Here is a 23,226-nt window from a genome sequence, read left to right as displayed (position 1 = left end):
GGCGCTCCATCGCCCGCCTCCGGCCTCTTTGGAGAACCATGACCACGACAACGACGCCGCTGGTGCCCTTCGAGGCCACTGCGAAGCAAGGAAAGCGCAACCGCCCGCCCCGCAAGATGAAAAGCATCTACCCGTCCTGGTTCTACATCCCGGCCGCGGCGCTGTTCATCGTCTTCTTCGCAGTGCCGACGTTCGCGTCGCTGTACTTCTCCCTCACCCGCTGGACCCTGTTCGACATCGAGTTCATCGGTTTCGGCAACTTCGTCCAGTTCTTCCAGGAGCCCCAGCTCGTCCAGGGCTTCATCAACACCTTCGTCTACGGCTTCCTCACCTCCGCCGCGAAGGTCGTCATCGGCCTCGCGCTGGCCGTGCTGCTCACCTCGAAGCTCATCGGCCGCGGCTACCTGCGTGCCGTGGTGTTCTTCCCCGTGCTCGTCTCGACCATCGGCGTCGGGCTCACCTTCAAGGCACTGCTGGATCCCTTCGACGGACTCGTCAACGGCGCTCTCGGCGTCTTCGGCATCGAGGGCCCCGGCTGGCTGACCGACCCGTCGCTCGCGCTGCTCTCAGTCGCCGCGGTCGACGTCTGGAAGGGCGTCGGCATCGCGACGCTCATCTTCATCGCCGGCATCGTCGCGATCCCGGGCGAGTACTACGAAGCCGCGGAGATGGACGGAGCCTCCTCCTGGAAGCGATTCCGCAACATCACCCTGCCACTCGCCGCGCCGGCGACCGGCACCGTGATCATCCTGTCCCTCATCGGCGGGCTGCGGTCCTTCGACCTGATCTGGGCGATGACCAAGGGCGGGCCCGGCTTCACCAGCGACGTCATCGCCTCCGTCATCTACAAGCAGTACCAGGCCGGTTTCTACGGCCTGTCCACCGCAGGCAACGTGATCCTCTTCGTCGTCGTCACGGCGATCATGATCCCGATCTCTCGCCTGCTCAACCGCAGCGAGGCGAACCAGTGAAACGCGCCACCCTCCAGCGCTGGACCGTCGGCGGCATCGCCATCGTCGTCTCCTTCGCCGTCTTCATCGTCCCCTTCATCTTCATCGTCCTTACCTCGTCGAAGACCTCCACCGACGCGTCGGCGCTTCAGTTCTCCTGGCCCGAGGAATGGGTCTTCTTCGACAACCTCATCGCGGTGCTCACCACCCGCGACGGCCTGATCGTCCGCGCGTTCCTCAACAGCACCGTGCTCACCGTGACCAGCGTCCTGGTGATGGTCGTCCTCGCGGCGATGGTCGGATACGTGCTTCAGCGACGTCCGTCCAAGCTGAACTCGGTCATCAACTTCTTTGTCCTCGCCGGCCTCATCGTCCCGCCCGCCGTCGTTCCCACGATCTGGGTCCTGCAGGGCATGGAGCTCTTCGGCACCCTGCCCGGTCTGATCTTGATCGAGGCGACCTTCGGGCTCTCCTTCTGCGTCCTGCTGTTCCGCGCCTTCGTCGCCACCATTCCGAAAGAACTCGACGAGGCGGCGATCATCGACGGAGCCGGCCCGCTGCGGCTGTTCTTCACCGTCGTCCTGCCGCTGCTCAAGCCCGTCGTCGTCACCGTCATCGTCGTGCAATCCGTCGCCGTCTTCAACGACTTCACCAACCCGCTCTACTTCCTGCCGGGAGATGAGAACGCGACCGTGCAGCTCACCCTCTACAACTTCCAGAGCCAAACCCAGAGCGCATTCAACCTGCTGTTCATGGACATCCTCCTGATCACCATCCCTCCGCTGGTCATGTACGTGTTCTTCAACCGCCAGATCACCGAGGGAATGACCTCGGGCGCCGTCAAGGGCTGACTCGCCGCTCACCGCACAGCGACGCCGCCGTCGCTCGTCCTCCCCGAGGAGAACCATGTCCGCAACCACCGCCCGCATCGACACCGTCCGCATCGACCGCCGCACCGACGGCGCCTACGCCGACTCCCCTCTCCCGCAGGTGAGCTGGACCGTGGCCGATGCTCCGAACTGGTGGCAGGCCTCGGCCAGGATCCGGCTCGACGGAGAAGACGTCGCGGAGATCGAGAGCGACGAGTCCTCCTTCCTCGACTGGCCCTTCGCGAAGCTTCTCCCGCACACCGTCCACATCCTCGAAGTGCAGGCGACCAGCACGACCGGCGAGACGACACCGTGGAGCGAACCCCTCACCTTCCGCACGACGTTCCTCGCGAACTGGGAATGGATCGCCGAGCGGATCACCCTGACCGACCCGTCGGCCCCGGCGACGCCCGCACTGCTGCGGGCCGAGTTCGACGCAGAGCCGGACATCACCGCGGCCTACCTCTCGTCGACCGCCGAAGGCGTCTTCCAGATCGAGCTCAACGGAGCCGACGTCGATGACTCCGTGCTCAAACCAGGCTGGTCGTCGTACCAGTACCGGACAGTGCACGACAGCGTGGACGTCAGCGCGCTCCTCACCCCTGGACGCAACGCCATCGGCATCCGCCTGGCCGGCGGCTGGTGGACCGAGGAGTACGGCTTCGCGGGTGAGGGCCGACGCGTCTACGGCGAGCAGCCCTCCGTCGCGGCGCAGCTGCTGCTTGTACACGCCGACGGCTCGACCAGTGTCGTCACCACCGGAACTCATTGGCGCGCGACCGCTGACGGGCCGATCGTCTCGAGCGGGATCTACGCGGGCGAGCACTACGACGCCCGCCGCCGAATCGACGGCTGGAGCACCGCGGGGTTCGACGACTCCGCGTGGACCGAGGTAGCCAGCTCCGGCGTCGGCCGGGCTCCGGAAGCGATGCTCGCGGAGCCCGTCCGCCGCACCGGAGAGGTCTCTGTGAAGAAGGTGCTCACCTCCCCCACCGGCCGCCTGATCCTCGACTTCGGTCAGAACCTCGTCGGCCGTCTCCGGATCGCTGTGTCCGGAGCGGAAGGACACGTGATCACCCTCCGTCACGCTGAAGTCCTCGAGAACGACGAGCTCGGTGTCCGGCCGCTGCGCTTCGCGGCCGCCACTGACCGCTACGTCCTCGCCGGCGACGCCGTGGAGACGTGGGAGCCGGAGTTCACCTTCCACGGCTTCCGCTACGCCCAGATCGACGACTGGCCGGGCGACTTCGATCCCACTGACGTCACCGCGGTCGTCATCGGCAGCGACATGCGCCGCACCGGCTGGTTCGACTCCTCCAACCCGCTCGTGAACCGGCTGCACGAGAACATCGTCTGGGGCATGCGAGGCAACTTCCTCGCCATCCCCACCGACTGCCCCCAGCGCGACGAGCGCCTGGGCTGGACCGGGGACGTCCAGGTGTTCAGCCCCACTGCTTCCTTCCTCTACGACAGCGACGCCTTCCTCGCCTCCTGGCTGCGCGACGTCGCTGCGGAGCAAACCGCCCATGACGGCGTCTGCCCCGTCGTCGTCCCCTGGGTCCTCCCCGGAGACCCCTACCCCGCCGCCGCCTGGGGAGACGCCGCCGTCGTCGTCCCGAGCGTGCTCCACGAGCGTTTCGGCGACCGACGCGCCTTGGCCGAGCAGTACGAGTCGATGCGAGCCTGGGCCGACGCGCTGCTGCGAGTCGCCGGAGACCGGATGCTGTGGGAAGGCATGTTCCAGTTCGGTGACTGGCTCGACCCGGCCGCGCCTCCCGAGCACCCCGAGGACGTCCGCGCCGACCCCGACCTCGTCGCCTCCGCCGCTCTCATCCGTGCGCTCGACCTGGTCGCGTCCGCCGCCGACATCCTCGGACACCTCGACGACTCCGACCGCTACTGCGCCCTCGCCCAGCGCGCCCGTGACGCGTTCTGCGCCGAATACCTCACCCCCTCCGGTCGCATGATGTCCGACGCGCCCACCGCCTACGCCGTCGCACTGCGCTACGACATCGTCCGCGACCCCTCGACCAGGGCCGCACTGGGTCGACGCCTCGCCGAGCTGCTGCGCCGTGAGGGCTATCGCATGGCGACCGGCTTCGTCGGCACCCCCCTCGTCCAGGACGCCCTCGTCGACAGCGGCCGCGCCGACGTCGCCGAGCGGCTGCTCCTGCAGACCGAGAACCCGTCCTGGCTGTACGCCGTGACCATGGGAGCGACGACGGTGTGGGAGCGCTGGGACTCGCTCCTCGAAGACGGCAGCGTGAACCCGGGCGAGATGACCTCGTTCAACCACTACGCCTTCGGCGCCGTCGCCGATTGGCTGCACCGCCGCCTCGCCGGCCTCGCCCCCGCAGCGCCCGGATACCGGTGCTTGCGCATCGCCCCGGTCCTGCTCGCGAGCTTCGACCACGCCGCGGCCGTCCACGACACCCCCTACGGTCGCGCCGAGGTCTCGTGGCGCCGTGACGGCGGCGACGTCATCCTGGAGGTGAGCGTCCCGGCGAACTGCGTCGCTGAGATCGACGTTCCCGGCCTGGAGTCGGAAGAGGTCGGTTCCGGATTCCACGCCTGGCGCATCGCCGCAGGACAGACCCCACCGGCACCGTCCGTCTCCCCCGACAGCGCCCTCTCCGACGTGATCGACCGCCCGGGCGCCTACGACGTCCTCGTCGAAGAACTGACCACCCACGCGCCGGAGTCAGCACACCGGATCCGCCACCGCACCCGCTGGGTTCCTCAGCGCACCCTCCGCACCGAGCTCGACGGCGTTCCCGCCGGCGTACTCGACGGTATTGCCGACCGGCTCAGCGCCCTCTGACACCCCGAACGGAATAGACATGAGCGCCCCCTATCTCGACCCTGCACTGCCCGTCAGCGAGCGCGTCGACGACCTTCTCGCGCAGATGACGCTCGCAGAGAAGGTCGGACAGATGCTGCAGCTCGACGCGAGAGGCGACCTCGCCGACCTCGTCACCGGCAAACTCGGCGGGTCGCTGCTGCACGCCTCTCCCGAGCGGATGCTGCAGGCCCGTGGCCTCGTCGCGACCACGCGACTGCGCATCCCGCTGCTGATGGCCGATGACGCCATCCACGGCCATTCGTTCTGGCCCGGCGCGACGATCTTCCCCACCCAGCTCGGCATGGCCTGCACCTGGGATCCGGGATTGCTCGAACGAGGTGCCCGCGCTGCAGCGATCGAGATCGCCGCCACGGGCCTGCACTGGACCTTCTCCCCTGTTCTCTGCATTACCCGGGACCTGCGGTGGGGACGAGTCGATGAGACGTTCGGAGAAGACCCGCACCTCATCGGTGAGTTGGGAGCAGCGATGATCCGCGGCTACCAAGGTGACGGGCTGACGGACCGCACCGCGGTGCTCGCGACGGCGAAGCACTTCGCCGGCTACTCCGAAACCCAGGGCGGCCGCGATGCCTCCGAGGCGGATCTCAGCCGTCGCAAGCTGCGCTCCTGGTTCCTCCCCCCGTTCGAGAAGGCCGCCCGCGAGGGCGTCGCGACCTTCATGCTCGGCTACCAGGCCATCGACGGTGTCCCCATCACCACGAACCGGTGGCTACTCAACGAGGTCCTCAAGGGCGAATGGGGCTTCACCGGCACCCTCGTCACCGACTGGGACAACGTCGGCCGCATGGTCTGGGAGCAGAAAGTCGCCGCCGACGACATCGAGGCGGCGACCGTCGCCGTCGGCGCCGGTAACGACCTGATCATGAACACGCCGCAGTTCTTCGCAGCGGCACAGGAGGCCGTCACGCGCGGAGATCTTGACGAAGCGCTGGTCGACGACGCGGTCCGCCGCATTCTCGCGCTCAAGTTCGAGCTCGGACTCTTCGAAGATCCCCGCTCTCCGGACACCGCACGCCAAGCCGCCTTCATCGGCTCCGACGAGCACACTGCGATCAACCTTGAGACCGCCCGGCGCTCCCTCGTCCTCCTCCGCAACGACGGCACCCTGCCCCTCAACCCGACCAGGCCGACCCGTATCGCCGTCGTGGGTCCGAACGCCGACGACGTCCACGCACAGCTCGGCGACTGGGCCGGCCTCTCTGGCCAAGTGAACTGGATGGGTGATGGTCACCCCCGCGAGATGACCCGCACTGTCCTCGACGGACTTCGCGACATCGCACCCGAGAGCTGGACCATCACGCACACACGCGGTGCAGACATCGGCAACCTCATTCCCGATCCCGCAGGGACGACGTATCCGGACGGGCAACCCCGACCTCCGCTGTTTCATGCCGCAGCGCCCGACCCGGATCTGATTGCCGAGGCCGTCTCCGCCGCGAAGAACGCTGACTACGTGGTCGCCGTTGTCGGCGACACTGTCGCGCTCACGGGAGAGGGGAAGTCGACCGCGACTCTCGAGCTGCAGGGCAGTCAGATCGCCCTCGTCGATGCGCTTGTTACCTCCGGCACGCCAGTGATCGTCGTCCTCATCCAGGGCAAGCCATCGACCCTGCCGAACTCGATCCTCGAGTCCGCGGCGATCATCGAAGCCTTCAACCCCGGCATGCAGGGAGGGACCGCCATCGCAGAGCTCCTCCTCGGCCTCATCGAACCCTCCGGCCGGCTTCCGATCACCTTCGCCCGCCACGTCGGACAGCTGCCCGTCTACTACAACCAGATCCGCGGACAGCACGGCGACCGCTACGCCGACCTCACCCAAGACCCCCTTTTTGCCTTCGGAGAAGGCCTCAGCTATAGCACTGTCGAGTACTCGGATCTTCGGCTCGAGAGCGACTCCGTGCCGATCGACGGCATGATCCGCGCTTTCGTCACGCTGACGAACACGGGCGGTCGGCCGAGCCTTGAGACGGTCCAGGTTTACATCGCCGACCGTGTTACGAGCGTTACCTGGGCCGAGCGCGAGCTGAAAGCGTTCACGCAGGTGACTGTCGCGCCCGGCGAAGCGGTTAAGGTCGCCATTGAGGTGCATGCTGCCGAATGCTCTCTCGTCGACGCCGACGGCGTGCGTGGCGTTGAACTCGGAACCTTTGATCTCCTTATTGGCCGGAGTTCGCGCGATGGGGACCTCTTGGCGGTGTCGTTCCAGATCGGATGAGGTTCCGGCGCGGTCGTGTAGCGTGAGCGGGCCGTCGGCGGCGTCCGTCGGCCGGCATGGCCGAAGGGTACCGATGAGTGAGACGAGCCCGTCCGCAGAACGCCGGAAGCGCGTCACTATCCGCGACGTGGCTGCACATGCAGGCGTGTCGGTCCCCGCAGTGTCGAAGGTCATCCGGGGCGCGAACGGCGTCAGCTCGTCGATGCGGAGTCGTGTGGAGGCGGCGATCTCTGCTCTGGACTATCGACCGCACGCGTCCGCGCGAGGAATGCGCGGTAAGACTTTCACCATCGGAGTCATGCTGTCCGATCTCGCCAATCCGTTCTTTGCCGTGCTTGTCGAGAACATGACCCGTGTGCTCAAGACCGCTGGCTACGAATTGATGATCGCGCCGGCGGGGGACTCCAGCGAGACCCAGGCGCACTCGATCGAAGCGTTGATAGATCGTCAGATGGACGGACTGATCCTCGTCAGTCCACTCGGGGCGGAGGAGTACCTCTCCTCGGTCGGCAGTCGGGTCCCCGCTGTGGTCGTCGGACGTCACGGCCCGGCCAAGCACTACGACACCGCCTCCGGGGACGACGTGTCGGGAGCGGGCCTTGTCGTCGAGCACTTCCTCGCCCTCGGTCACCGCAGCATCGCCTTCCTCGCCCACCCGGAAGAGGACGCATCGGATCCTCGACTGCCCCAGAACGCGAGGCTTGAGGGCTATAGGCGAGCGATGGAGGCTGCAGGCCTCGGCGACGAGATCGATATTGTCGCCACGGGGTGGAGCCAGGAAGGCGGTCGGGCTGCGGCGATGGAGCTGATTGAGCGACGAGTGCTGCCGACTGCCTTCTTCGCCGGACCCGACGTCTCGGCATTCGCTGCGCTCGACGAGTTCTGGGCCGCGGATCTGGCAGTTCCCAGTGACATCTCGGTCTGCGGGTACGACGACACGGACCTTTCCCGTTTCGCGGCTGTCGGACTGACGACCGTCGATCAACGGGGTGCCGACATGGGAGCCCACTCCGCCGCACTGCTTCTTGAGCGCATGAACGGCCGGATGGAGTCCCGCCACGTCCTCACCCGTCCTGTGCTGGTACCTCGGCGCACGACTGCTGCTCCCCGGTAGAGCACGACCACTTTTCCTCCTAGAGCAGCAGGGCGTAGAACGTTATACTTGGATGGTGGGCGGCAGAACGTCCTCAGCACGAAGGAGTGAGCCATGTTGCATGAAGCCCCCCGCGTCGCCCCCTTCGACGAGAGCGGAACCGCAACGCTTGCCGCCCTGTTCTCGACGTTCGTCCCGGAGGACGATTCACCCGATGGGTGGGCCGGTGGCGGCAGGCGCCTGCTGACTGAACATCTCGAGGGCTTTCTCCATGCGTCGATTCCCCACCTCCGGCAGGCGATCGACGCGGTGGAGATTACGATCCGCGCGACGTATGGCGACGTGCCCTTTTCCGCTCTCCCTCTCCACGATCGGACGCTCGTGGTCGATACTGCACGGGCGCAAGCGGACCGCCCTGATTGGCGTGCTGCGATCGACGCTTCTATCGAACTTGCTCATCTCGCGTACTACGGAGGCACGTCGCGGCCAGCGGGATGGGCCGATACGGGATTTCACCCCCTCCCCGACGACTCGATGGCGGTCGACCCTGAGCCACTCTCAGGGATACCCGTCTCTCGTCTTGCCGCGGAGTACGAGGTCGTCATCGTCGGAGCCGGCGCCGGAGGCGGCGTGGCGGCCTTCGAGCTCGCCCGTCGCGGCCGGAAGGTCCTGCTCGTGGAGCGCTCGCGGCCTTTCAGGAACTCGGAGCTGCGTGGAAACCACCTTCAGGGCAAGCGACTGGAGCGTTTCGACGTCACGGCCGGCCCCGGTGCAGGAAGTCCCCGCGTCCTGGAGCGCGCCGACGGCTCGACAGAGCTGCTGCGCGGAGATGGATCTGGTACGGATTACGGCCTGGTGGCCATGGCGCTCGGCGGCGGCACACGAGTCTGGCAGGGAATGTCATGGCGCTTCGTCGCCGAAGACTTCGCCATGGCATCGATCTACGGGGTCCCAGAGGACAGCACCCTTGTCGACTGGCCGTTCGGATACGACGAGCTGGAACCGTACTACCAGCAGGTCGAGTGGGATCTGGGGGTCTCAGGAGACTCCCGGGCGTCCGCGGCGACCCGCGCACCGCGCAGGACACCGCTTCCCATGCCCGCCTTGCGAGACAACGGCCTTCGAGCCCCGTACCGAGCAGCCGCGGCCACGCTCGGCTGGGAGACGTCCCCGATCCCCACCGCTATCAACAGCATTCCCCGCGATGGGCGTCCGGCGTGCGTGGGCTGCGCGCAGTGCGTCGGTCACGCCTGCCCGGTCGATGCTAAGAACGGCACGCACAACACCGTTATTCCGCGCGCGATCGCAACTGGGTACTGCGATCTGCTGATGAGCGCCCAGGTGGTCGCCATCGAGCACGACGAGCGCGGATCGGCCTCCGGTGTCCGGCTCGTCGTCATCGACGAGGGAACCGTGAGTGAGCACGTGGTGCGTGCCGCTCAGGTCGTCGTCTCGGCTGGAGCGATTGAGACGCCGCGCCTCCTGCTCGCGTCGGGGCTCGGTAACGACTGGGTGGGACGCAACCATCACTCCCACGCCGGAGCCGCTGCGATGACCACTGTCGCGCCGATCCGCAAGCCTCATATCGGACCGAATCACACGATCTCGACACTGGAGTTTGTGCATCGCCGCGCCGCGCCCTGGGGCGGCGGCGTTATCTTCGATCTGCCGCCGACGCTCCCTGCAGGCAAGGCCGCCTTCGGACGACGTGTCCACCCTTTCGGCGCCGCCCACAAGCAGTGGATGCGGGACACGGCGAATCCGCTCGGAACGATGGCGATGCTTCAGGAGATCCCCCACGCCCGCTCTCGAGTATCGGTCGACCGTTCGGTGCGGGACCGTTTCGGGATGCCGGTGGCGAGGCTGCGCGGTGAGGCACATCCCGCCTCGGCGGAAGCTGCCGAGTTCATGAGGCAGCGCTGCGTGGACTGGCTGGTGGCGCTGGGCGGCGAGCAGATCGAGTCGAACGCCTTCGCCGGCGGTTCGCGCGGATCCGAGCACTCCGCGGGGACGGCCCGGATGGGCGACGACCCTGCCACGTCGGCCTGTGATGCGCGCGGCCTGCTGCACGGCACCCGCAATATCTACGTGGCCGATGCGTCGCTGCATCCGACCAACGGAGGATTCAACCCCGCGCTCACCGCGATGGCCTGCGCGCTCCGCGTCGCGGCGCTCATGGGATGAACGGCAAGGCGAGCCCCCGTGCGAGCATCGGATGACCGGCACGCCAGCGGAGGGCGATGGCGGGCTGAGGCGGCGCAGAGCCTCCGGGGGTAGGGCGACGATTAAGGACGTCGCGCTGCACGCCGGCGTATCGACAGCCGCCGTCTCGAAGGTCCTTCGTCACGCGCACGGGGTCAGCGAGTCGATGCGCCTTCGCGTCGAAGAATCCATGGCGGCTCTGGCGTACCGTCCGTTAACGTCCGCCCGTGGCATGCGCGGTAAAACCTTCACGATCGGGATGCTCGTCCCGGATTTCGCGAACCCCTTCGTCTCGCAGCTTATCGACGGCATCACTCGGAGGACCGAGGCAGCGGGCTACGACCTACTGGTGGGCCCACTGGGCAGCTCCAGGTCCTCGGAGGCCCACACGATCGACATGCTCCGCGACCGGCAGATGGACGGCCTCCTGCTCGACAGCCCGCTCGGGAGCGAGGAGTACCTCTCCGTAGTCGGGCGCTTGGTTCCCACCGTCGTGGTGGGGCGTCATGGACCGGCAGCGCACTACGACACGGTCGCGAGCGATGACATCGCCGGCTCGCGGCTGATCATCGAGCACCTCGTCGGACTGGGGCACTCCCGGATCGCGTACCTCTGCCATTCCGAGAGTTTGACCACTGATCCTCGGCTCCCGCAGAACGTCCGGACCGAGGGCTACCGGAAGGCCATGCGTGCGCTCGGGCTCGGCGATGCCCTCGACATCATCCCGACCGCCTGGAACCACGAGGGCGGCCGAGCAGGAGCGAGACAGCTCCTCACCCGCGCGGTCATGCCGACAGCTCTGCACGCCGGCGCGGATGTCGCCGCGTTCGGCGCCCTGAGCGAGCTCTGGCTCGCCAATCGCCGAGTTCCGGCAGACCTCTCGGTGGTCGGCTACGACAACACCGAGACGGCTTCGATGGAGCCGATCGGGCTGACCAGCGTCGATCAGTTCGGCGAGCGGATTGGTGCCTTCGCGGCGGAGCTTCTCCTCGAGCGCATCGGCGGCCGGCACCATCCCCGCCATGTCCTGATCGAGCCGGAGCTGATTGCTCGTCGGACCTCGGCCCCACCCACGGTTTGAGAGCGGCCGACGCGGCGTGCGGCCGACCGGAGGGAGCCCCCTCCGGTCGGCCGTCAGCGCGTCACTTGCCAGAGTCGAACGCCTGCTGCATCTTGTCCGCGACGGACTGCGGAGTGTCGTTGCCAAGGAGCATCGACTGCACGGCTTCGTTGAGCACGACCTGCACCTGGTTCGGGCCGAGGTTGGCCAGCTTCGCGTAGTTCCCTGCGGCGACCAGCTCCGCGAAGCCGGCGAGGTCGGCCGGTGCCTCGTACGCGTCGTTGGGGATGATCGGCACCGACGAGAACCCGTCGGCGTAGATCGCCGACTGCTCGGGCTCGGCGAGGAATGCGACAAACGCCGTGGCCGCCGTCGGATTGTCGGTCGCAGCGTTGACGGAGACCGTGTTCCCGGGCAGTGCGGTGACGAAGTTCTGGCCGTCGTCGGTTGCTGGGATGGCCGTGACGGTGAAGGCAGTGTCAGGAGCGACCGTTTGCATGGCGCCCTTCTGTGCTCCGACGTCGACCTGGGCGAGAGCCTGGCCGCCGGCGACGGCCTCCGCGCCCTGTTGGCGGGTGCGTCCGAGCGCCCCCTCTCCGAAGCAGCCGGCGTCGGACATGGTCTGGTAGGCCTCGAACTGGTCGACCCACTTCGAGTCCGAGAATGTCGCCTTCCCGTCTTGGAGGTCCTGGCTGAACTCCGGGTCGGGGCCGTAGATCAGCGAGGCAGTTTGACCGAACGACAGCATCTGCGGGCCGGCGGACACCTCGCCGAGCCCCTGGGCGTAGGCGTAGACACCGGCGGTCTGCGCATCTGCGCAGAGCCGGAGGACCTCGGTGAAGGTCTCGGGCGCCGTCAGGCCGAGTTCGTCGAGCAAATCCTGGTTGTAGATCGCGCCGAGGGGCTGGACGGCGCCAGGGAAGGCGTACACCTTGCCCTCGTAGGCGACGGTCCCCTCCTTCCATGCCTCCGGGATCTCGGAGGTCCACTCCGAGTCGGTCAGGTCGAGAAGGTACCCCTGAGCCGCGTTGGGAAGCACGGAGAGGCCACCCGTCGTCTCGGGGTCGCCCGCCGGGAACGTGAGGATCACATCAGAGGCGGTGCCCGCCTGCAACTGGGTGACGATCAGCTTGTCGATGTCGGCACCGCCCTGGTAGTCGGCCTTAACCGTCACCTCCGGGTACTCGGCCTCGAAATTCGCGATGATCTCATCGAGAGTCGCCTTGTAGGTGCTGTCGAACGTGATCGACAGCTCTCCGCTCACCGTTCCGTCGTCCGCTTGCTGTGGTGTGCTGGCGCATCCGGCGAGCGTCGCTCCGACGAGGAGTGCGAGCGCACCACCGATTCCGGCTGTGATCTTCATTGATCTTCCTTTCGATCTGTGACTGCAGTGTTCTCGAGCCCTCCGACCTGGTCGATCGGAAGGGGTGTGCGTCGGCGCACGGGCGCCGTTCCTCTGCTGCTGCTCTCAGCCCTTGAGGCCACCCGCGAAGCCCTGGATGACATACCGCTGGAAGAGGAGATAGATACCGAGGATCGGGATCATCGAGATGATGAGAGAGGCGAAGATCAGCGGCCAGTTGCTCGAATACTGCCCGACGTACTCGTAGAGGGCGACGGGGATCGTCTTCTGGCTGCCGCCCGCGAGATAAAGAAGCGGGGTGAAGAAGTCGTTCCAGATGCCCACTCCGATGAGGATGACGGCCGTGCCCAGCACCGGGCGGAGCAGTGGGACAACGATGGAGAGGAATACGCGCGAGTTGCTGCAGCCGTCGATCCTCCCGGCCTCCTCGTACTCGAGAGGGACGGAGGTGCGCAGGAATGTCGTGATCAGGAAGATCGTGAACGGCATCTGAGTCCCGCCGTAGAAGATGACGAGTGACCAGATGCTGCCGAGGAGATGCAGGTCGCGCATCTGCGCGTACAGCGGAAGGAGCGCGAGCTGGAACGGGAGGAGCAGCCCGGTCAGGAAGACATAGAAGGTCGCTGTTGACAAGCGCGACATCGACCGGGCGAGAGGATAGGCCGCCATGGTGGCGATGACGAGTACCGCCACGGTCGAGAGCGCGGTCACGACGACGCTCGTGACGATGGCTCCGGGCAATGCGGAGCCGGTCCAGGCCGCGACGAAGTTCCCAAGCGTCGGGCGGCTGCTCGGGATGATCGCTGGCGTGAGGTCGCCGGGCGGCCGGATCGCGAGGTTGATCAGGATGTAGACCGGGATCAAGAAGATAAGCGTACTGACGTAGGAAGCGCTCGTGGCTGCTACGCCGGCGCGACGTGCATCGCTCATGAGTTCTGCTCCTGCCTGCGGAGGACCGCGAACTGGATGAAGGAGAGGACGCCGACGGCGACCGCGAGGACCACCGCTAGAGCCAAGGCTCCGCCATAGTCGCTGAACTGCGAGAACGACTGGTAGATCAGGGTCGAGATCGTCTGCGTCTGGCCCCCGGGACCTCCGCCCGTGATCGCGAAAATCTGATCGAACAGCTTGAGTCCGCCGATGAGTCCGAGCATGAGATTGACGGTGATCGCGGGAGCCAGCAGAGGCCGGGTGACGAACCAGAAGGTTTTCCAGAAGCCGGCACCGTCGAGCGACGCCGCCTCGTTCAGCTCCGCCGGGACGGCCTGCAGCCCGGCGAGGAAGATGACCATCGACGAGCCGGTGAACTGCCAGATCACGGCCACGATGATGATCCAGAGCGCGGTGGTCGGGTTGCCGAGGAAATCGACCTGCGGCTGCCCGAGGGCCGCGAGAACCGAGTTGATCCCGCCGCTGCCCGGAGGGCCGAAGATGTACTTGAAGAGGTATCCGACGACCAGAGCCGAGACGACCATTGGCGCGAAGATGATGGTGCGCAGGACGTTCCGCCCGAAGACACGTCCATTCAGCAGGAGCGCGAGGCCGAGGCCGAGCCCGTTCTGAACGATGACAATGACCACAGCGATGAACAGCGTGCGGATTGCGGCCGGCCCCGCCTGTCCCTTGAAGACGTCCGTGTAGTTCTCGATCCCGATGTACTTCTTGGGACGCGGTCCTGGTACCCAGTCGGTGAACGAGAAGACGACGCCCTGCCCCGAGGGGACGAGGACGACGTAGATATACACGAGCGCCGCGGGGATCACGAACCACCACAGACTGCGTCCGGTCGAGCGGACACCCCGCGGCCGGCCTGTTCTCTGCGCTGGACCCGTGCTGATGAGCTCCGCCATTGTGCTCCTTTGCATCATGGGCTGACGCGGACCCGAGGTCGCTCCGCTATCGATGTAGAACGTTATACCGCTCAGTGAGGTGAGACAAGAGTCGGGCCTGTTTGCCATACCCAGCCCTGGATCGGACATAGGGCAGACCGAGCACACTCCGCCGAGGCGCAGCCCGAGTCAGCTGGCGGAGACAACTCCCTTGGTGATCAGGAAGCATGCGAAGGCGCTCGTCTCACCGGTGAGCACGACAGCAAACGCGCTCCTTGCGCGCTCGTAGAACGGAGTCCGTGCGAGAGGTGCAACGACGACATCTCGTCCCTCCGCCCTCGAGAGCGTGCGGGAGATACTGCGATGAGAAGGGAAGACCAGGTCGACGTCGTCATCCGGAACCATCGCCAGGACGGCGGGTTCGATCGCCGTGTCCACCGGAAAGAGGCTCGTGATCGCCGTCACCGCCGAAGCCATGTCGGCACCGGCGAGCGGGAGCACTCGAGAGTGAAGGGCATACGCGGGATAATTCGCATCTACCACAGCCAGCGTGTCGCCGTGGCCCATCGCAGCCAGCGCCCAGAGCAGGTCGGGTGTGAGGATCGGATCGACGGTCTTGAGCATCAGCGCTTGCCTTTCGAGGGATCAGGGGGGAGATGGTGGCGCGGCGGCCGTGCACCAGGCCACGACACAGACACGGTCGCTGCGGCAACCGCCGCACGGGCTGCGTCCTCAAGGCCGGCGCCGTGAGCGAGATGAGCGACGAGGGTGCCGGCGAAGGCATCTCCGGCCCCCGTCGTGTCGATGACCGATGCGGCGGCCTGGGAACGGATTAGCAGCGGCCCCGCCGCCGTCAGCACCACGGCGCCAGCGCCTCCCCCCGTGACGACGACCGAACGCGCTCCGGTCTCTTCCTGGGTCGCCCGCGCGAGAGAGAGCAGCTCGAGTGGTCCGCGCCTTCGGCAGAGCTCTTGCGCCTCGTGCTCATTGACGATCAGAGGATCAGCCGCGTGCAGGGTCGCGGCTCCGAGCGGGATCACGGGTCCATCGTTCAGCACGACCCTGATGCCGTTCTTGGTGCTCCACGCGACCGCCGCATCGATGGCCTCCGCCGAGACCTCCGTCTGCACGACCACGGCCGCAGGCCGTGATGACTCGTCGCTCAGGAGATCGTCGAGGGCAGCGACGACCAGCGATCCGCTCAGGAGACCATTAGCGCCGGGAACCACGACGATTGAGTTCTCCCCCTCTGGCGTGACGGAGATCAGTGCCGTTCCCGTCGCGACTCCGGAGAGGCGATGCACCGACCGGGTGTCGACTCCTTCGTGCTCGAGCTGCTCGATTTGTTCAGCGCCGATTGGGTCGTCGCCTACTGCTCCCACGAACACGGTTCTCGCACCTGCTCGTGCGGACGCCGCGGCCTGGTTCGCTCCCTTGCCGCCTGCGCGTCGCTCGAAGTCGTGCGCGAGGACCGTCTCGCCGCCCGCCGGTCGACGAGGCACGCTCGCGACCAGATCGGCGTTGGCCGACCCGATCACGACCACCGCGCCCTGCGCGCGCTCGTAGGTGTCGCTCATTCCGAACGGGAATGGGTCGTCACGGGCCGGTTGCGGTACCGGCTGACAAGCTCCGGGGCAGCGCTCTGCAGTCGCACGGGTGGCAGTCCGGCCTTCATCAGCTCGAGATCGTCGCAGACCATGTCTCCGATCGAGAAGAACGCCTCAGGGATTCCGCCGGCCCTATGGCCCGACAGGACCACGTCCTCTTGACGCAGGAAGGGGCTGTCGACGGGGATCGGCTCCTCGGGCCACACGTCGATGCCCGCATAGAGGCGCCCGGCGGCCACCCGCTCGAGCAACGCGTCGTAGTCGAGGACGTTCGCGCGGCTGACGGCGATTAGTCGCGCGCCGTCGGGAAGTAGATCGAGCATCCGCGCGTTCAGAAAGCCCTGGTTCTCGGCCGTGGCCGTCGCGAAGACGAAGACGAATTTGCTCTCGGAGAGCGTCTCGTCGAGCGTGGAGGGCACGAGCCCCGCGTCCTCGAGGACCGCGGTCGGCAGCCACGGGTCGTAGGCGCGGATCGTGTTTTCGAACGGCGCGAGCAGTCGCAGCACCGCGCGCCCCAGATTGCCGAACCCGACAAAGCCCACCGGGGCCTTGCGGAGGAGGATCGCGTCGGCGTTGCCTTCGGCGACGTAGCGGCCCTCTCCTCTGCGTAGCGCACGGTCTTCGCGGCTGATGCCGCGGGCGAGGTCGAGCGCCAGCCCGAGCGAGTACTCGGCGACGGCCTCGCTGTAGGCGGTTCCGCAAGCGAGGACGCGGATGCCGTTGCGGAACGCTGCCGGGTAGTCGATATTCGGCAGGAAATTGCCTTCGACATTCACGATCACACGTAGCTTCGATGCGATATGGAGCATCTCGGCGGGAAGATCGGGCTGGCCGATGACCGCGAAAGCGCGGGGCAGCGCCTCAGCCAGGGCGCCCTCCCTCGGGTCTTGTTCGAGGTCGAGGACCTCGAACGACGCGTGGAGTCGTTCGAGGGCGGCGGGAGTGAAGATTCGGTCGCGCAGCTGCGGAGCGGGATCGAGGATGACGAGGGGTTTGTCCATGTGTGGTTCCTTCGAAGCAGTGAGTGACAGAGGCTAGGCGTTCGCTGGTGTAGCGAGCGCGTCGAGCAGTGCAGCTTCGAAGCCGGGCACCTGGACGGGGAGCCTGGCGATCACGGCGGACAGTGACATCGCGCCCATGTGCGGCAAAGCGGAGGCGAGAGGCACTTCGGGAAGGTGCTCCGCGAAGACCGCTTCGATTTCCGGCCAGACCGCCCGGTCCGCGGCGAGAGTGTCGAGTGAGGAGTCGAGGGTGTACCTAGTCGCCTCGCCGTACCCGTTTGGCGCCGGGTAGCTCCAGGTGTGCTGTCCTGGTCCTACGTCGAGGACCAGAGCGTCGGGGTGCAGCGGAAGTTCGACCGTGCAGGTGGTGCTCTCCGGCACCGTCGCGTTCAAAGTCATTACGCCCTCGTTGACATGCCACTCGACAGCCGCGCGACCATGGACGGTGTCGTGAGCGGTACGCGCCCACATCAGACGGCCGCCGGGGCGGGGTGCGATGCGGAATCTCTTCCACCCGGGATCGATGCGTTCAAGTCCTCCGATGACACGGTGGAGCCAGTCCGAAATGGTGCCCGGGGCGTAGTGGTTGAGCGAGGTCATCCCGGTCGCGTTGACGGTGCCGTCGGGGCGGACGGAATCCCACCGCTCCCAGATCGTGGTAGCACCCATTGTCACGGGGTAGAGGAACGACGGCTCCTCCTTCTCCAGGAGAAGCCGGTACGCGGTGTCGAGGTGTCCAGTGCTGCTCAGAGCGTGGGTGACCAGCGGTGTACCCGAGAAGCCCGTGGAGATGCGGAAGTCGGCCGCCGTGACGATCTCGGCGAGCCGGTCGCCGGCCCGCTGCTTCTGCACGTCGTCGAGGATGTCGAAGACGATCGCCACAGAGTAGGCGGTCGCAGCGTCGTCGTCGACCAGGCGTCCGGAGCCGGTCACGTACTCGTGAAGGAACGCCGCCTTCACTCGGTCGTGAACTGCTCGGAAGTGCGCTGCGTCCGCGTCGTGGCCGAGGAGGGCGGCGGTGTCTGCAATTTCACGGCTCGTCTTGCAGAGGTAGGCGGAGGCGAGAAGGTAACGGTCGGTTTTGCCGCCGGACGGGTTGGAGGCTGGAGCGTCGGGATCGAGCCAGTCGCCCCACTGGAAACCGGTGGTCCACAGTCCGTTCTCATCCAGCGCCGCCTCGATTTCGCGGAAGAGTGAGGTCATCGAGTCGTAGCTGACGCGGAGGATCTCGAGATCTCCGTACTCGGAGTAGAGGGTCCACGGGAGGCTGATCGCGACGTCGCTCCACAGCGCGGTCGCGGACGGGGTCGTCCACTGCGCGGCGACGTTGGGGACCACCCAGGGGACGGTGCCCAGCACGCGCTGCTCGGCGCGGAGATCTGCGAGCCAGGAGGAGAGCATCTCCTTCACGTCGTACAGGAAGACGGCCGTGGGCGAGAAGGCGTTCAGGTCCCCCGTCCAGCCGAGACGTTCGTCGCGCTGCGGGCAGTCGGTGGGGACGCCGACGAAGTTTCCGCGCATGGACCACACCGTGTTCTCGTGCAGCTTCGAGACCAGTGGATCGGATGTCTCGAACCAGCCGGCGCGCTGCATCTCGGTGTGCACGACGACGGCGCAGAGGGCGTCCGGGGCGAGCTCGCCAGGCCAGCCGTCGATCTCGACGTACCGGAAGCCGTGGAACGTGGTGCGTGGTTCCCACGTTTCCTCGTCGCCGCCGCGGAGGATGTACCGATCGGTTGCTTTCGCTCCGCGGTTCGTCTCGCGCTCGAGTTCTCCGGCCGGGGTGAGGATCTCCGCGAACCGGAGGACGATTTCGTCTCCCGCTTGTCCTGTGGTGGTGAGACGTACCCAGCCCGAGAGAATCTGGCCGAAATCGATGATGGTGCGGCCTGAGGGGCTCGTCGTGATGGCGACCGGTGGGAGCTCCTCGATGCGGCGGATCGGCGGGGAGAGAGGGCCCTGCGCGGTCGTCAGGTCCCAGTCGAACGGTGTCGCCGCAGCCCATCCGTTGTCGTCGAAGCCGGGACGGTTCCAACCGGCCGGCTCGAGGCGGGCGTCGAAGGTCTCTCCGTCGTAGATGCCGTTTGCGCGGACGCCGCCGGTCGACACGCGGACTTCCGAGTCGGTGCCGATTACTACCATCCGGTCGGCGTACTCGAGCTCGAGCTGCAGGAGGACTGCGGGGCGGTCGGCATAGTTGTGGCGCTTGCGTTCCCAGCTCAGCGGGCCGACCGCCCACCCTTCTCCGACGACGGCGCCGAGGACGTTGCCGCCCTCGGCGACAAGGTCGGTGACGTCGTAGCTGCTCACGTGCATACGGTGCGTGTATGACGTCCAACCGGGCGCGAGAACCTCCTCACCAACCCGTTCTCCATTGAGGAAGGCATCGACGATGCCCAGTGCTGTGACGTGCAGCGTCGCATGCAGGGGCCGCTCGTTGATGTCGATCTTGCGGCGGAAGTAGACGGCGGGGTCACCGTCAGCGCTGGGCTGCGCGGCGCTGACGAAGTGGGCGGTCCATTCGACCATCGGACGATCCGTTCTTGGGGTGGTGTGGTGGTTAGCGGAGGTCATCGAGACGCCATTCGTCGTGCCACTGGATGACGGGATAGGGCCCGTCGAAGCGGATCGGGAGCCAGACGTAGTCGGCGATCGCCGTGTTTTCACCGCGGCCGGCGGCCATAACGGCACGCATCCGCTCGCCGTCCTCGGGAGCGGTGCTTCGAGGCGCCGATGGCGCTACTGCAGCGCCGCCGCCCGAAGTCATCGCAGCCACGGAGTCATAGACGTTGGGCATGTCTTCGGGCAGCTGCGGAAGCCAGCGATCGGCGAGGGCGATGTACAGATCGTCAATCGTCGGGTGTTTGAAGACGGAGGTGATCTGGGAGCGGAACGACGTGCGCGACGCGTCGGTCGGGTGGGTGTCTCCGAGGACGGTCCACGGCCCATGGAAGTCGGGCGCGCTGGCCGTCTCGGAGAAGTTGGGGAAGTACCCCGTGGTGCCGGACGTGATCAGGTAGTGCAGTCCATTGCGCTCGAAATGCGCGGGCGCCTCCCGAGTGAAGGGTGGGCCGGGGTGAGGGAAGTGGCTGGAGAACTCGCCGGTGACGTCTGTGTAGTCATCGGTGAGCTCGGCGCAGATGAGCTCCGTGTGCACTTTCTCGAAGTAGTAGTAGGCCTTCTGCGTCTCGGGGTCGACGACGAGGTCGAAGTCACCAGCGTCCATTCCAAGCGGCCGGAGTCCGGCCCGGACGATCTCGTAGGGGCCGAGGAAAGCGTCGGCGGTGAGGACCACCGAGGACTGGGTCTTTGCCTCCTCATCCATGACCTTGATCCAGCAGACGTACTTGCCCGTCGTCTCGTTGTAGAGGATGTGGGGCCGATCGGCGCCCTTCGCGGGGTGTAACGGAAACGCAGGGTCGTCGAGGACCGGCGGGACGATCAGCCCGCGGTCCTCCCAGTTGTAAAGATCGGTCGAGGAGTAGGCACGCATGCCCCAGTGCCAGATACCGCTACCGGGGACAGTCCATTCCTTGTTTTCGCCGTACCAGTAGTAGACGCCGTCCGCGTAAAGGATCGAGCCACCGTGCGCCTGGATCCGCTCGCCCTTCGTGTCGAACCAGACCCGACCAGGGCGAAAGGAGTCGTAGGGCTGCGTCATCGTGATGTCGTCCTTTGGATCGGTGGTCATCGTGCGGCGTCGAGGACCGCGAGCAGGTCACGCTCCATCGCCTCGCCGTTCTGCGGCAGCCGCGAGGCGAGCATCCCGAGCGGAAGTTCGCCCATGTGGCTGCCGGCGGCCTCGACCGGAACGCCGGGGAAATAGGTGCGCATCACGTCGAGCACTGCCTGCCAGAGGGCGTCGTGCTTCATCACGTCCTTGATCGGTGTCTCGAGCGAGAGCACCGTCTCCTCGCCGAAGCCCGCGGGCAGCGGATAGCGCCACGAATGGGCGCCCGGACCGACCTCGATGCTGAGCCGGTCCGGGTGCAGCGGCGGAGCAACGGTCGCGGTGGCGCCGTCGGGGACGACGACGTCGAACAGCATTTCCCCGCCCTCGGCTCGCCAGTGCGCTTCGGCTCGGCCAAGGACGGTGTCGTGCACAGCGCGGGCAGAGGTCAGGTCGCCGCCGGGCTGCGGGGCGATTGTCAGGGTCCGCCAGCCCGCGGAGGTGCGGGTAAGGCCGCCGATGACACGGTGCATCCAGTCGGCAACGGCTCCGAGGGCGTAGTGGTTAAGGGAGGTCATGCCGGTGGCGTTGATCGTGCCGTCGGGGAGGACGGAATCCCAGCGCTCCCAGATCGTCGTCGCGCCCATTGTCACCGGGTAGAGGAAGGAGGGGCTCTTGGTCTGCAGCAGCAGCTCGTACGCCTCCTTCAGGTGTCCGGTGCTGCTGAGCGCATCGGTGATTAGCGGGGTGCCGGCGAACCCAGTCGAGATGGTGAAGCCGGACTGCGCGACGATTTCGGCGAGCTTCGCGCCGGCCTTGCGCTTCTGGGACGCGTCGAGCAGGTCGAACATGATCGGCAGCGCATAGCCGGTGGCCGACTCGCTGACCACGCGACCGGTCTCGGTCACGAACTCGCGCCGGAACGCCGCGCGGACGCGGCGGGCGAGCGAGACGAAGTGCTCGGCGTCAGCACCCTCGCCGAGGAGGCGGGCAGTTTCGGCCATCTCGCGAGTGGTCTTGCAGAGGTAGGCGCAGGCGACGAGGTAGCGATCGGTCTTCCCACCGGCGGGGTTGTCGGCAGGCGCGTCCGGGTCGAGCCAGTCGCCGAACTGGAAGCCGCTCCCCCACAGGTCGTTTTCGTCGAGCGCAGCCTCGGTCTCGCGAATGAACGCGGTCATCGAGGGGTAGGCGGCGCGGAGGATCGCGAGGTCCCCGTATTCCTGGTACAGCTCAAAGGGCAGGCTTACCGCGACGTCGCTCCACAACGCGGTCGCGGATGACCCAGTCGGCAGCACGTCCGGCACGGTCCACGGGACGGTGCCGGTGTCGTTCTGCTCAACTGCGAGGTCCTGCAGCCAGGAGCCGAGTACCCCGCGGACGTCGTAGAGGAACGTTGCGGTCGGTGCGAAGGCGTTCAGGTCGCCCGTCCAGCCCAGGCGCTCGTCGCGTTGCGGGCAGTCGGTCGGGACGCCGACGAAGTTGTCGCGCATCGACCAAACGGTGTTGTCGTGCAGCTTCGTCACCAGTGGGTTCGAGGTCTCGAACCAGCCGGTGCGCTGCATGTCGGTGTGCAGGACGACCGCGCGCAGCGCCTCCGGGAGGAGCTCCCCCGGCCAGCCGTCGACCTCGGCGTAGCGGAAGCCGTGAAAGGTGAAGCGCGGCTCCCAGGTCTCCGGGCCGCCGCCGCGGAGGGTGTACCTGTCGGTCGCCGCGGCGCTACGGAGGGTCTCGACCTCGAGCTCGCCCTCTGGGGTCAGCAGCTCGGCGTGTCGGAGGGTGACGGTCGTGCCGGCTTCACCGGAGACCTCAATGCGGACTCTGCCCGAGATGTTCTGGCCGAAGTCGACGATCGTGCGGCCCGAGGGGCTCGTCGTGATCGCGATCGGAGCGAGCTCCTCGATCCGGCGGATCGGCGGGGTGTCGTCGACGACGACGGTCGCGACGTCCCACGGCACCTCGACGGCGGGCTCCCACGACGAGTCGTCAAAGTCCGGCTCGGACCAGCCGAGAGGTTCCGCTCGGGCGTCGTGCGTCTCGCCGGCGTAGATCCCGGAGGAGAGCACGGCGCCGGTACCGACCCGCACAGAGCCGTCGGTGCCGATGACCTCGGTGCGGTCGTCGTAGTGCAGCTCGAGGCGGGCGTAGAGGGCGGGCCGGTCGGCGTAGTTGTGCCGATTGTTCTCCCAGGTCAGCGCGCCGACGGCCCAGCCCTCGCCAACGATGGCGCTGAGAACGTTCTCCCCCGTGACCAGCAGCTCCGTGACGTCGTGCCGGCGCGCCACCACTCGGTGCCGGTAGGACGTCCATCCCGGAGCGAGCACCTCGTCGCCGAGGCGCGTGCCGTTGACGGAGGCCTCGACGACGCCCAGAGCGGTGACGACGAGCTCGGCACGGCGGAGCCCGTTACCGACGGTGAAGGTGCGGCGGAAGCACGTGGCGGGGTCGCCCTCAGCGGAGGGACGGCCGGCGCCGACGAAGAGAGCGGTCTCGGACGGTGTCATGAG

General features: G+C 67.0%; 16 protein-coding genes. 7 read left to right on the top strand and 9 right to left on the bottom strand.

Translation table 11 applies throughout. The features are described from left to right. The first annotated feature begins 38 nt into the window (after positions 1 to 38). The 7 genes from IOC53_RS02090 (at position 39) to IOC53_RS02060 (ending at position 11,273) form a co-directional block, all read left to right on the top strand. On the top strand, positions 39 to 971 hold the full coding sequence (locus IOC53_RS02090) for a carbohydrate ABC transporter permease (protein WP_374070148.1): 933 nt from the start codon (positions 39 to 41) through the stop codon (positions 969 to 971). Continuing rightward, positions 968 to 1,801 (top strand): carbohydrate ABC transporter permease, encoded by an 834-nt coding sequence (locus IOC53_RS02085; protein WP_123734171.1) that lies wholly within the window; start codon positions 968 to 970, stop codon positions 1,799 to 1,801. The genes IOC53_RS02090 and IOC53_RS02085 overlap by 4 nt, the downstream gene beginning before the upstream one ends. A gap of 55 nt (positions 1,802 to 1,856) precedes the next feature. Further along, positions 1,857 to 4,640, top strand: coding sequence for an alpha-L-rhamnosidase (locus IOC53_RS02080; protein ID WP_207402731.1), 2,784 nt, complete (start codon positions 1,857 to 1,859; stop codon positions 4,638 to 4,640). A 19-nt stretch (positions 4,641 to 4,659) separates the two neighbouring features. Continuing rightward, on the top strand, positions 4,660 to 6,897 hold the full coding sequence (locus IOC53_RS02075) for a glycoside hydrolase family 3 N-terminal domain-containing protein (RefSeq protein WP_207402730.1): 2,238 nt from the start codon (positions 4,660 to 4,662) through the stop codon (positions 6,895 to 6,897). A 73-nt stretch (positions 6,898 to 6,970) separates the two neighbouring features. Further along, positions 6,971 to 8,011, top strand: coding sequence for a LacI family DNA-binding transcriptional regulator (locus IOC53_RS02070; protein WP_207402729.1), 1,041 nt, complete (start codon positions 6,971 to 6,973; stop codon positions 8,009 to 8,011). Between the two features lie 93 nt (positions 8,012 to 8,104). Then, positions 8,105 to 10,174 (top strand): GMC family oxidoreductase N-terminal domain-containing protein, encoded by a 2,070-nt coding sequence (locus tag IOC53_RS02065; RefSeq protein WP_207402728.1) that lies wholly within the window; start codon positions 8,105 to 8,107, stop codon positions 10,172 to 10,174. Between the two features lie 31 nt (positions 10,175 to 10,205). Next, positions 10,206 to 11,273: a LacI family DNA-binding transcriptional regulator gene (locus IOC53_RS02060; RefSeq protein WP_207402727.1), complete on the top strand. Its 1,068-nt coding sequence runs from the start codon at positions 10,206 to 10,208 to the stop codon at positions 11,271 to 11,273. Positions 11,274 to 11,334: 61 nt separating this feature from the next. Here the strand turns inward: IOC53_RS02060 and IOC53_RS02055 are convergent, their stop codons facing one another. The 9 genes from IOC53_RS02055 to IOC53_RS02015 form a co-directional block, all read right to left on the bottom strand. Further along, positions 11,335 to 12,615 (bottom strand): ABC transporter substrate-binding protein, encoded by a 1,281-nt coding sequence (locus tag IOC53_RS02055; protein WP_207402726.1) that lies wholly within the window; start codon positions 12,613 to 12,615, stop codon positions 11,335 to 11,337. Between the two features lie 105 nt (positions 12,616 to 12,720). Next, entirely contained in the window at positions 12,721 to 13,479 is a 759-nt protein-coding gene (locus tag IOC53_RS02050; RefSeq protein WP_242682795.1) for a carbohydrate ABC transporter permease, read from the bottom strand. Between the two features lie 62 nt (positions 13,480 to 13,541). After that, positions 13,542 to 14,465 carry a carbohydrate ABC transporter permease gene (locus tag IOC53_RS02045; RefSeq protein WP_242682794.1) on the bottom strand — a complete coding sequence of 308 codons (924 nt, stop codon included), beginning with the start codon at positions 14,463 to 14,465 and terminating at the stop codon, positions 13,542 to 13,544. A gap of 168 nt (positions 14,466 to 14,633) precedes the next feature. Next, positions 14,634 to 15,068, bottom strand: coding sequence for an RbsD/FucU family protein (locus IOC53_RS02040; protein ID WP_207402723.1), 435 nt, complete (start codon positions 15,066 to 15,068; stop codon positions 14,634 to 14,636). After that, positions 15,068 to 16,021 carry a ribokinase gene (locus IOC53_RS02035; protein WP_207402722.1) on the bottom strand — a complete coding sequence of 318 codons (954 nt, stop codon included), beginning with the start codon at positions 16,019 to 16,021 and terminating at the stop codon, positions 15,068 to 15,070. Before IOC53_RS02035 ends, IOC53_RS02040 begins: the two co-directional genes overlap by 1 nt. Next, positions 16,018 to 17,052 (bottom strand): hydroxyacid dehydrogenase, encoded by a 1,035-nt coding sequence (locus tag IOC53_RS02030; protein WP_207402721.1) that lies wholly within the window; start codon positions 17,050 to 17,052, stop codon positions 16,018 to 16,020. The genes IOC53_RS02035 and IOC53_RS02030 overlap by 4 nt, the downstream gene beginning before the upstream one ends. A 33-nt stretch (positions 17,053 to 17,085) precedes the next feature. Beyond that, positions 17,086 to 19,581 carry a glycoside hydrolase family 78 protein gene (locus IOC53_RS02025; protein WP_207402720.1) on the bottom strand — a complete coding sequence of 832 codons (2,496 nt, stop codon included), beginning with the start codon at positions 19,579 to 19,581 and terminating at the stop codon, positions 17,086 to 17,088. Positions 19,582 to 19,612: 31 nt separating this feature from the next. Next, positions 19,613 to 20,743, bottom strand: a complete 1,131-nt coding sequence (locus IOC53_RS02020) for a family 43 glycosylhydrolase (RefSeq protein ID WP_242682793.1) — start codon at positions 20,741 to 20,743, stop codon at positions 19,613 to 19,615. Beyond that, the gene (locus IOC53_RS02015) at positions 20,740 to 23,223 is read right to left on the bottom strand and encodes an alpha-L-rhamnosidase (protein WP_207402719.1); all 2,484 of its coding nucleotides are present in this window, start codon (positions 23,221 to 23,223) and stop codon (positions 20,740 to 20,742) included. The genes IOC53_RS02020 and IOC53_RS02015 overlap by 4 nt, the downstream gene beginning before the upstream one ends. Between the last annotated feature and the right edge of the window lie 3 nt (positions 23,224 to 23,226).

It is taken from the genome of Rathayibacter sp. SD072 (genome assembly GCF_017355185.1).
GTDB lineage: Bacteria > Actinomycetota > Actinomycetes > Actinomycetales > Microbacteriaceae > Rathayibacter.
This window is presented reverse-complemented; position numbering and strand designations above follow the sequence as displayed.

Coding starts and splice junctions, on each gene's coding strand:
- IOC53_RS02045 (WP_242682794.1), bottom strand. CDS start 14,465: ATGGCGGAGCTCATCAGCACGGGTCCAGCGCAGAGAACAGGCCGGCCG.
- IOC53_RS02035 (WP_207402722.1), bottom strand. CDS start 16,021: ATGAGCGACACCTACGAGCGCGCGCAGGGCGCGGTGGTCGTGATCGGG.
- IOC53_RS02025 (WP_207402720.1), bottom strand. CDS start 19,581: ATGGTCGAATGGACCGCCCACTTCGTCAGCGCCGCGCAGCCCAGCGCT.
- IOC53_RS02020 (WP_242682793.1), bottom strand. CDS start 20,743: ATGACCACCGATCCAAAGGACGACATCACGATGACGCAGCCCTACGAC.
- IOC53_RS02030 (WP_207402721.1), bottom strand. CDS start 17,052: ATGGACAAACCCCTCGTCATCCTCGATCCCGCTCCGCAGCTGCGCGAC.
- IOC53_RS02055 (WP_207402726.1), bottom strand. CDS start 12,615: ATGAAGATCACAGCCGGAATCGGTGGTGCGCTCGCACTCCTCGTCGGA.
- IOC53_RS02090 (WP_374070148.1), top strand. CDS start 39: ATGACCACGACAACGACGCCGCTGGTGCCCTTCGAGGCCACTGCGAAG.
- IOC53_RS02015 (WP_207402719.1), bottom strand. CDS start 23,223: ATGACACCGTCCGAGACCGCTCTCTTCGTCGGCGCCGGCCGTCCCTCC.
- IOC53_RS02070 (WP_207402729.1), top strand. CDS start 6,971: ATGAGTGAGACGAGCCCGTCCGCAGAACGCCGGAAGCGCGTCACTATC.
- IOC53_RS02060 (WP_207402727.1), top strand. CDS start 10,206: ATGACCGGCACGCCAGCGGAGGGCGATGGCGGGCTGAGGCGGCGCAGA.
- IOC53_RS02080 (WP_207402731.1), top strand. CDS start 1,857: ATGTCCGCAACCACCGCCCGCATCGACACCGTCCGCATCGACCGCCGC.
- IOC53_RS02065 (WP_207402728.1), top strand. CDS start 8,105: ATGTTGCATGAAGCCCCCCGCGTCGCCCCCTTCGACGAGAGCGGAACC.
- IOC53_RS02075 (WP_207402730.1), top strand. CDS start 4,660: ATGAGCGCCCCCTATCTCGACCCTGCACTGCCCGTCAGCGAGCGCGTC.
- IOC53_RS02040 (WP_207402723.1), bottom strand. CDS start 15,068: ATGCTCAAGACCGTCGATCCGATCCTCACACCCGACCTGCTCTGGGCG.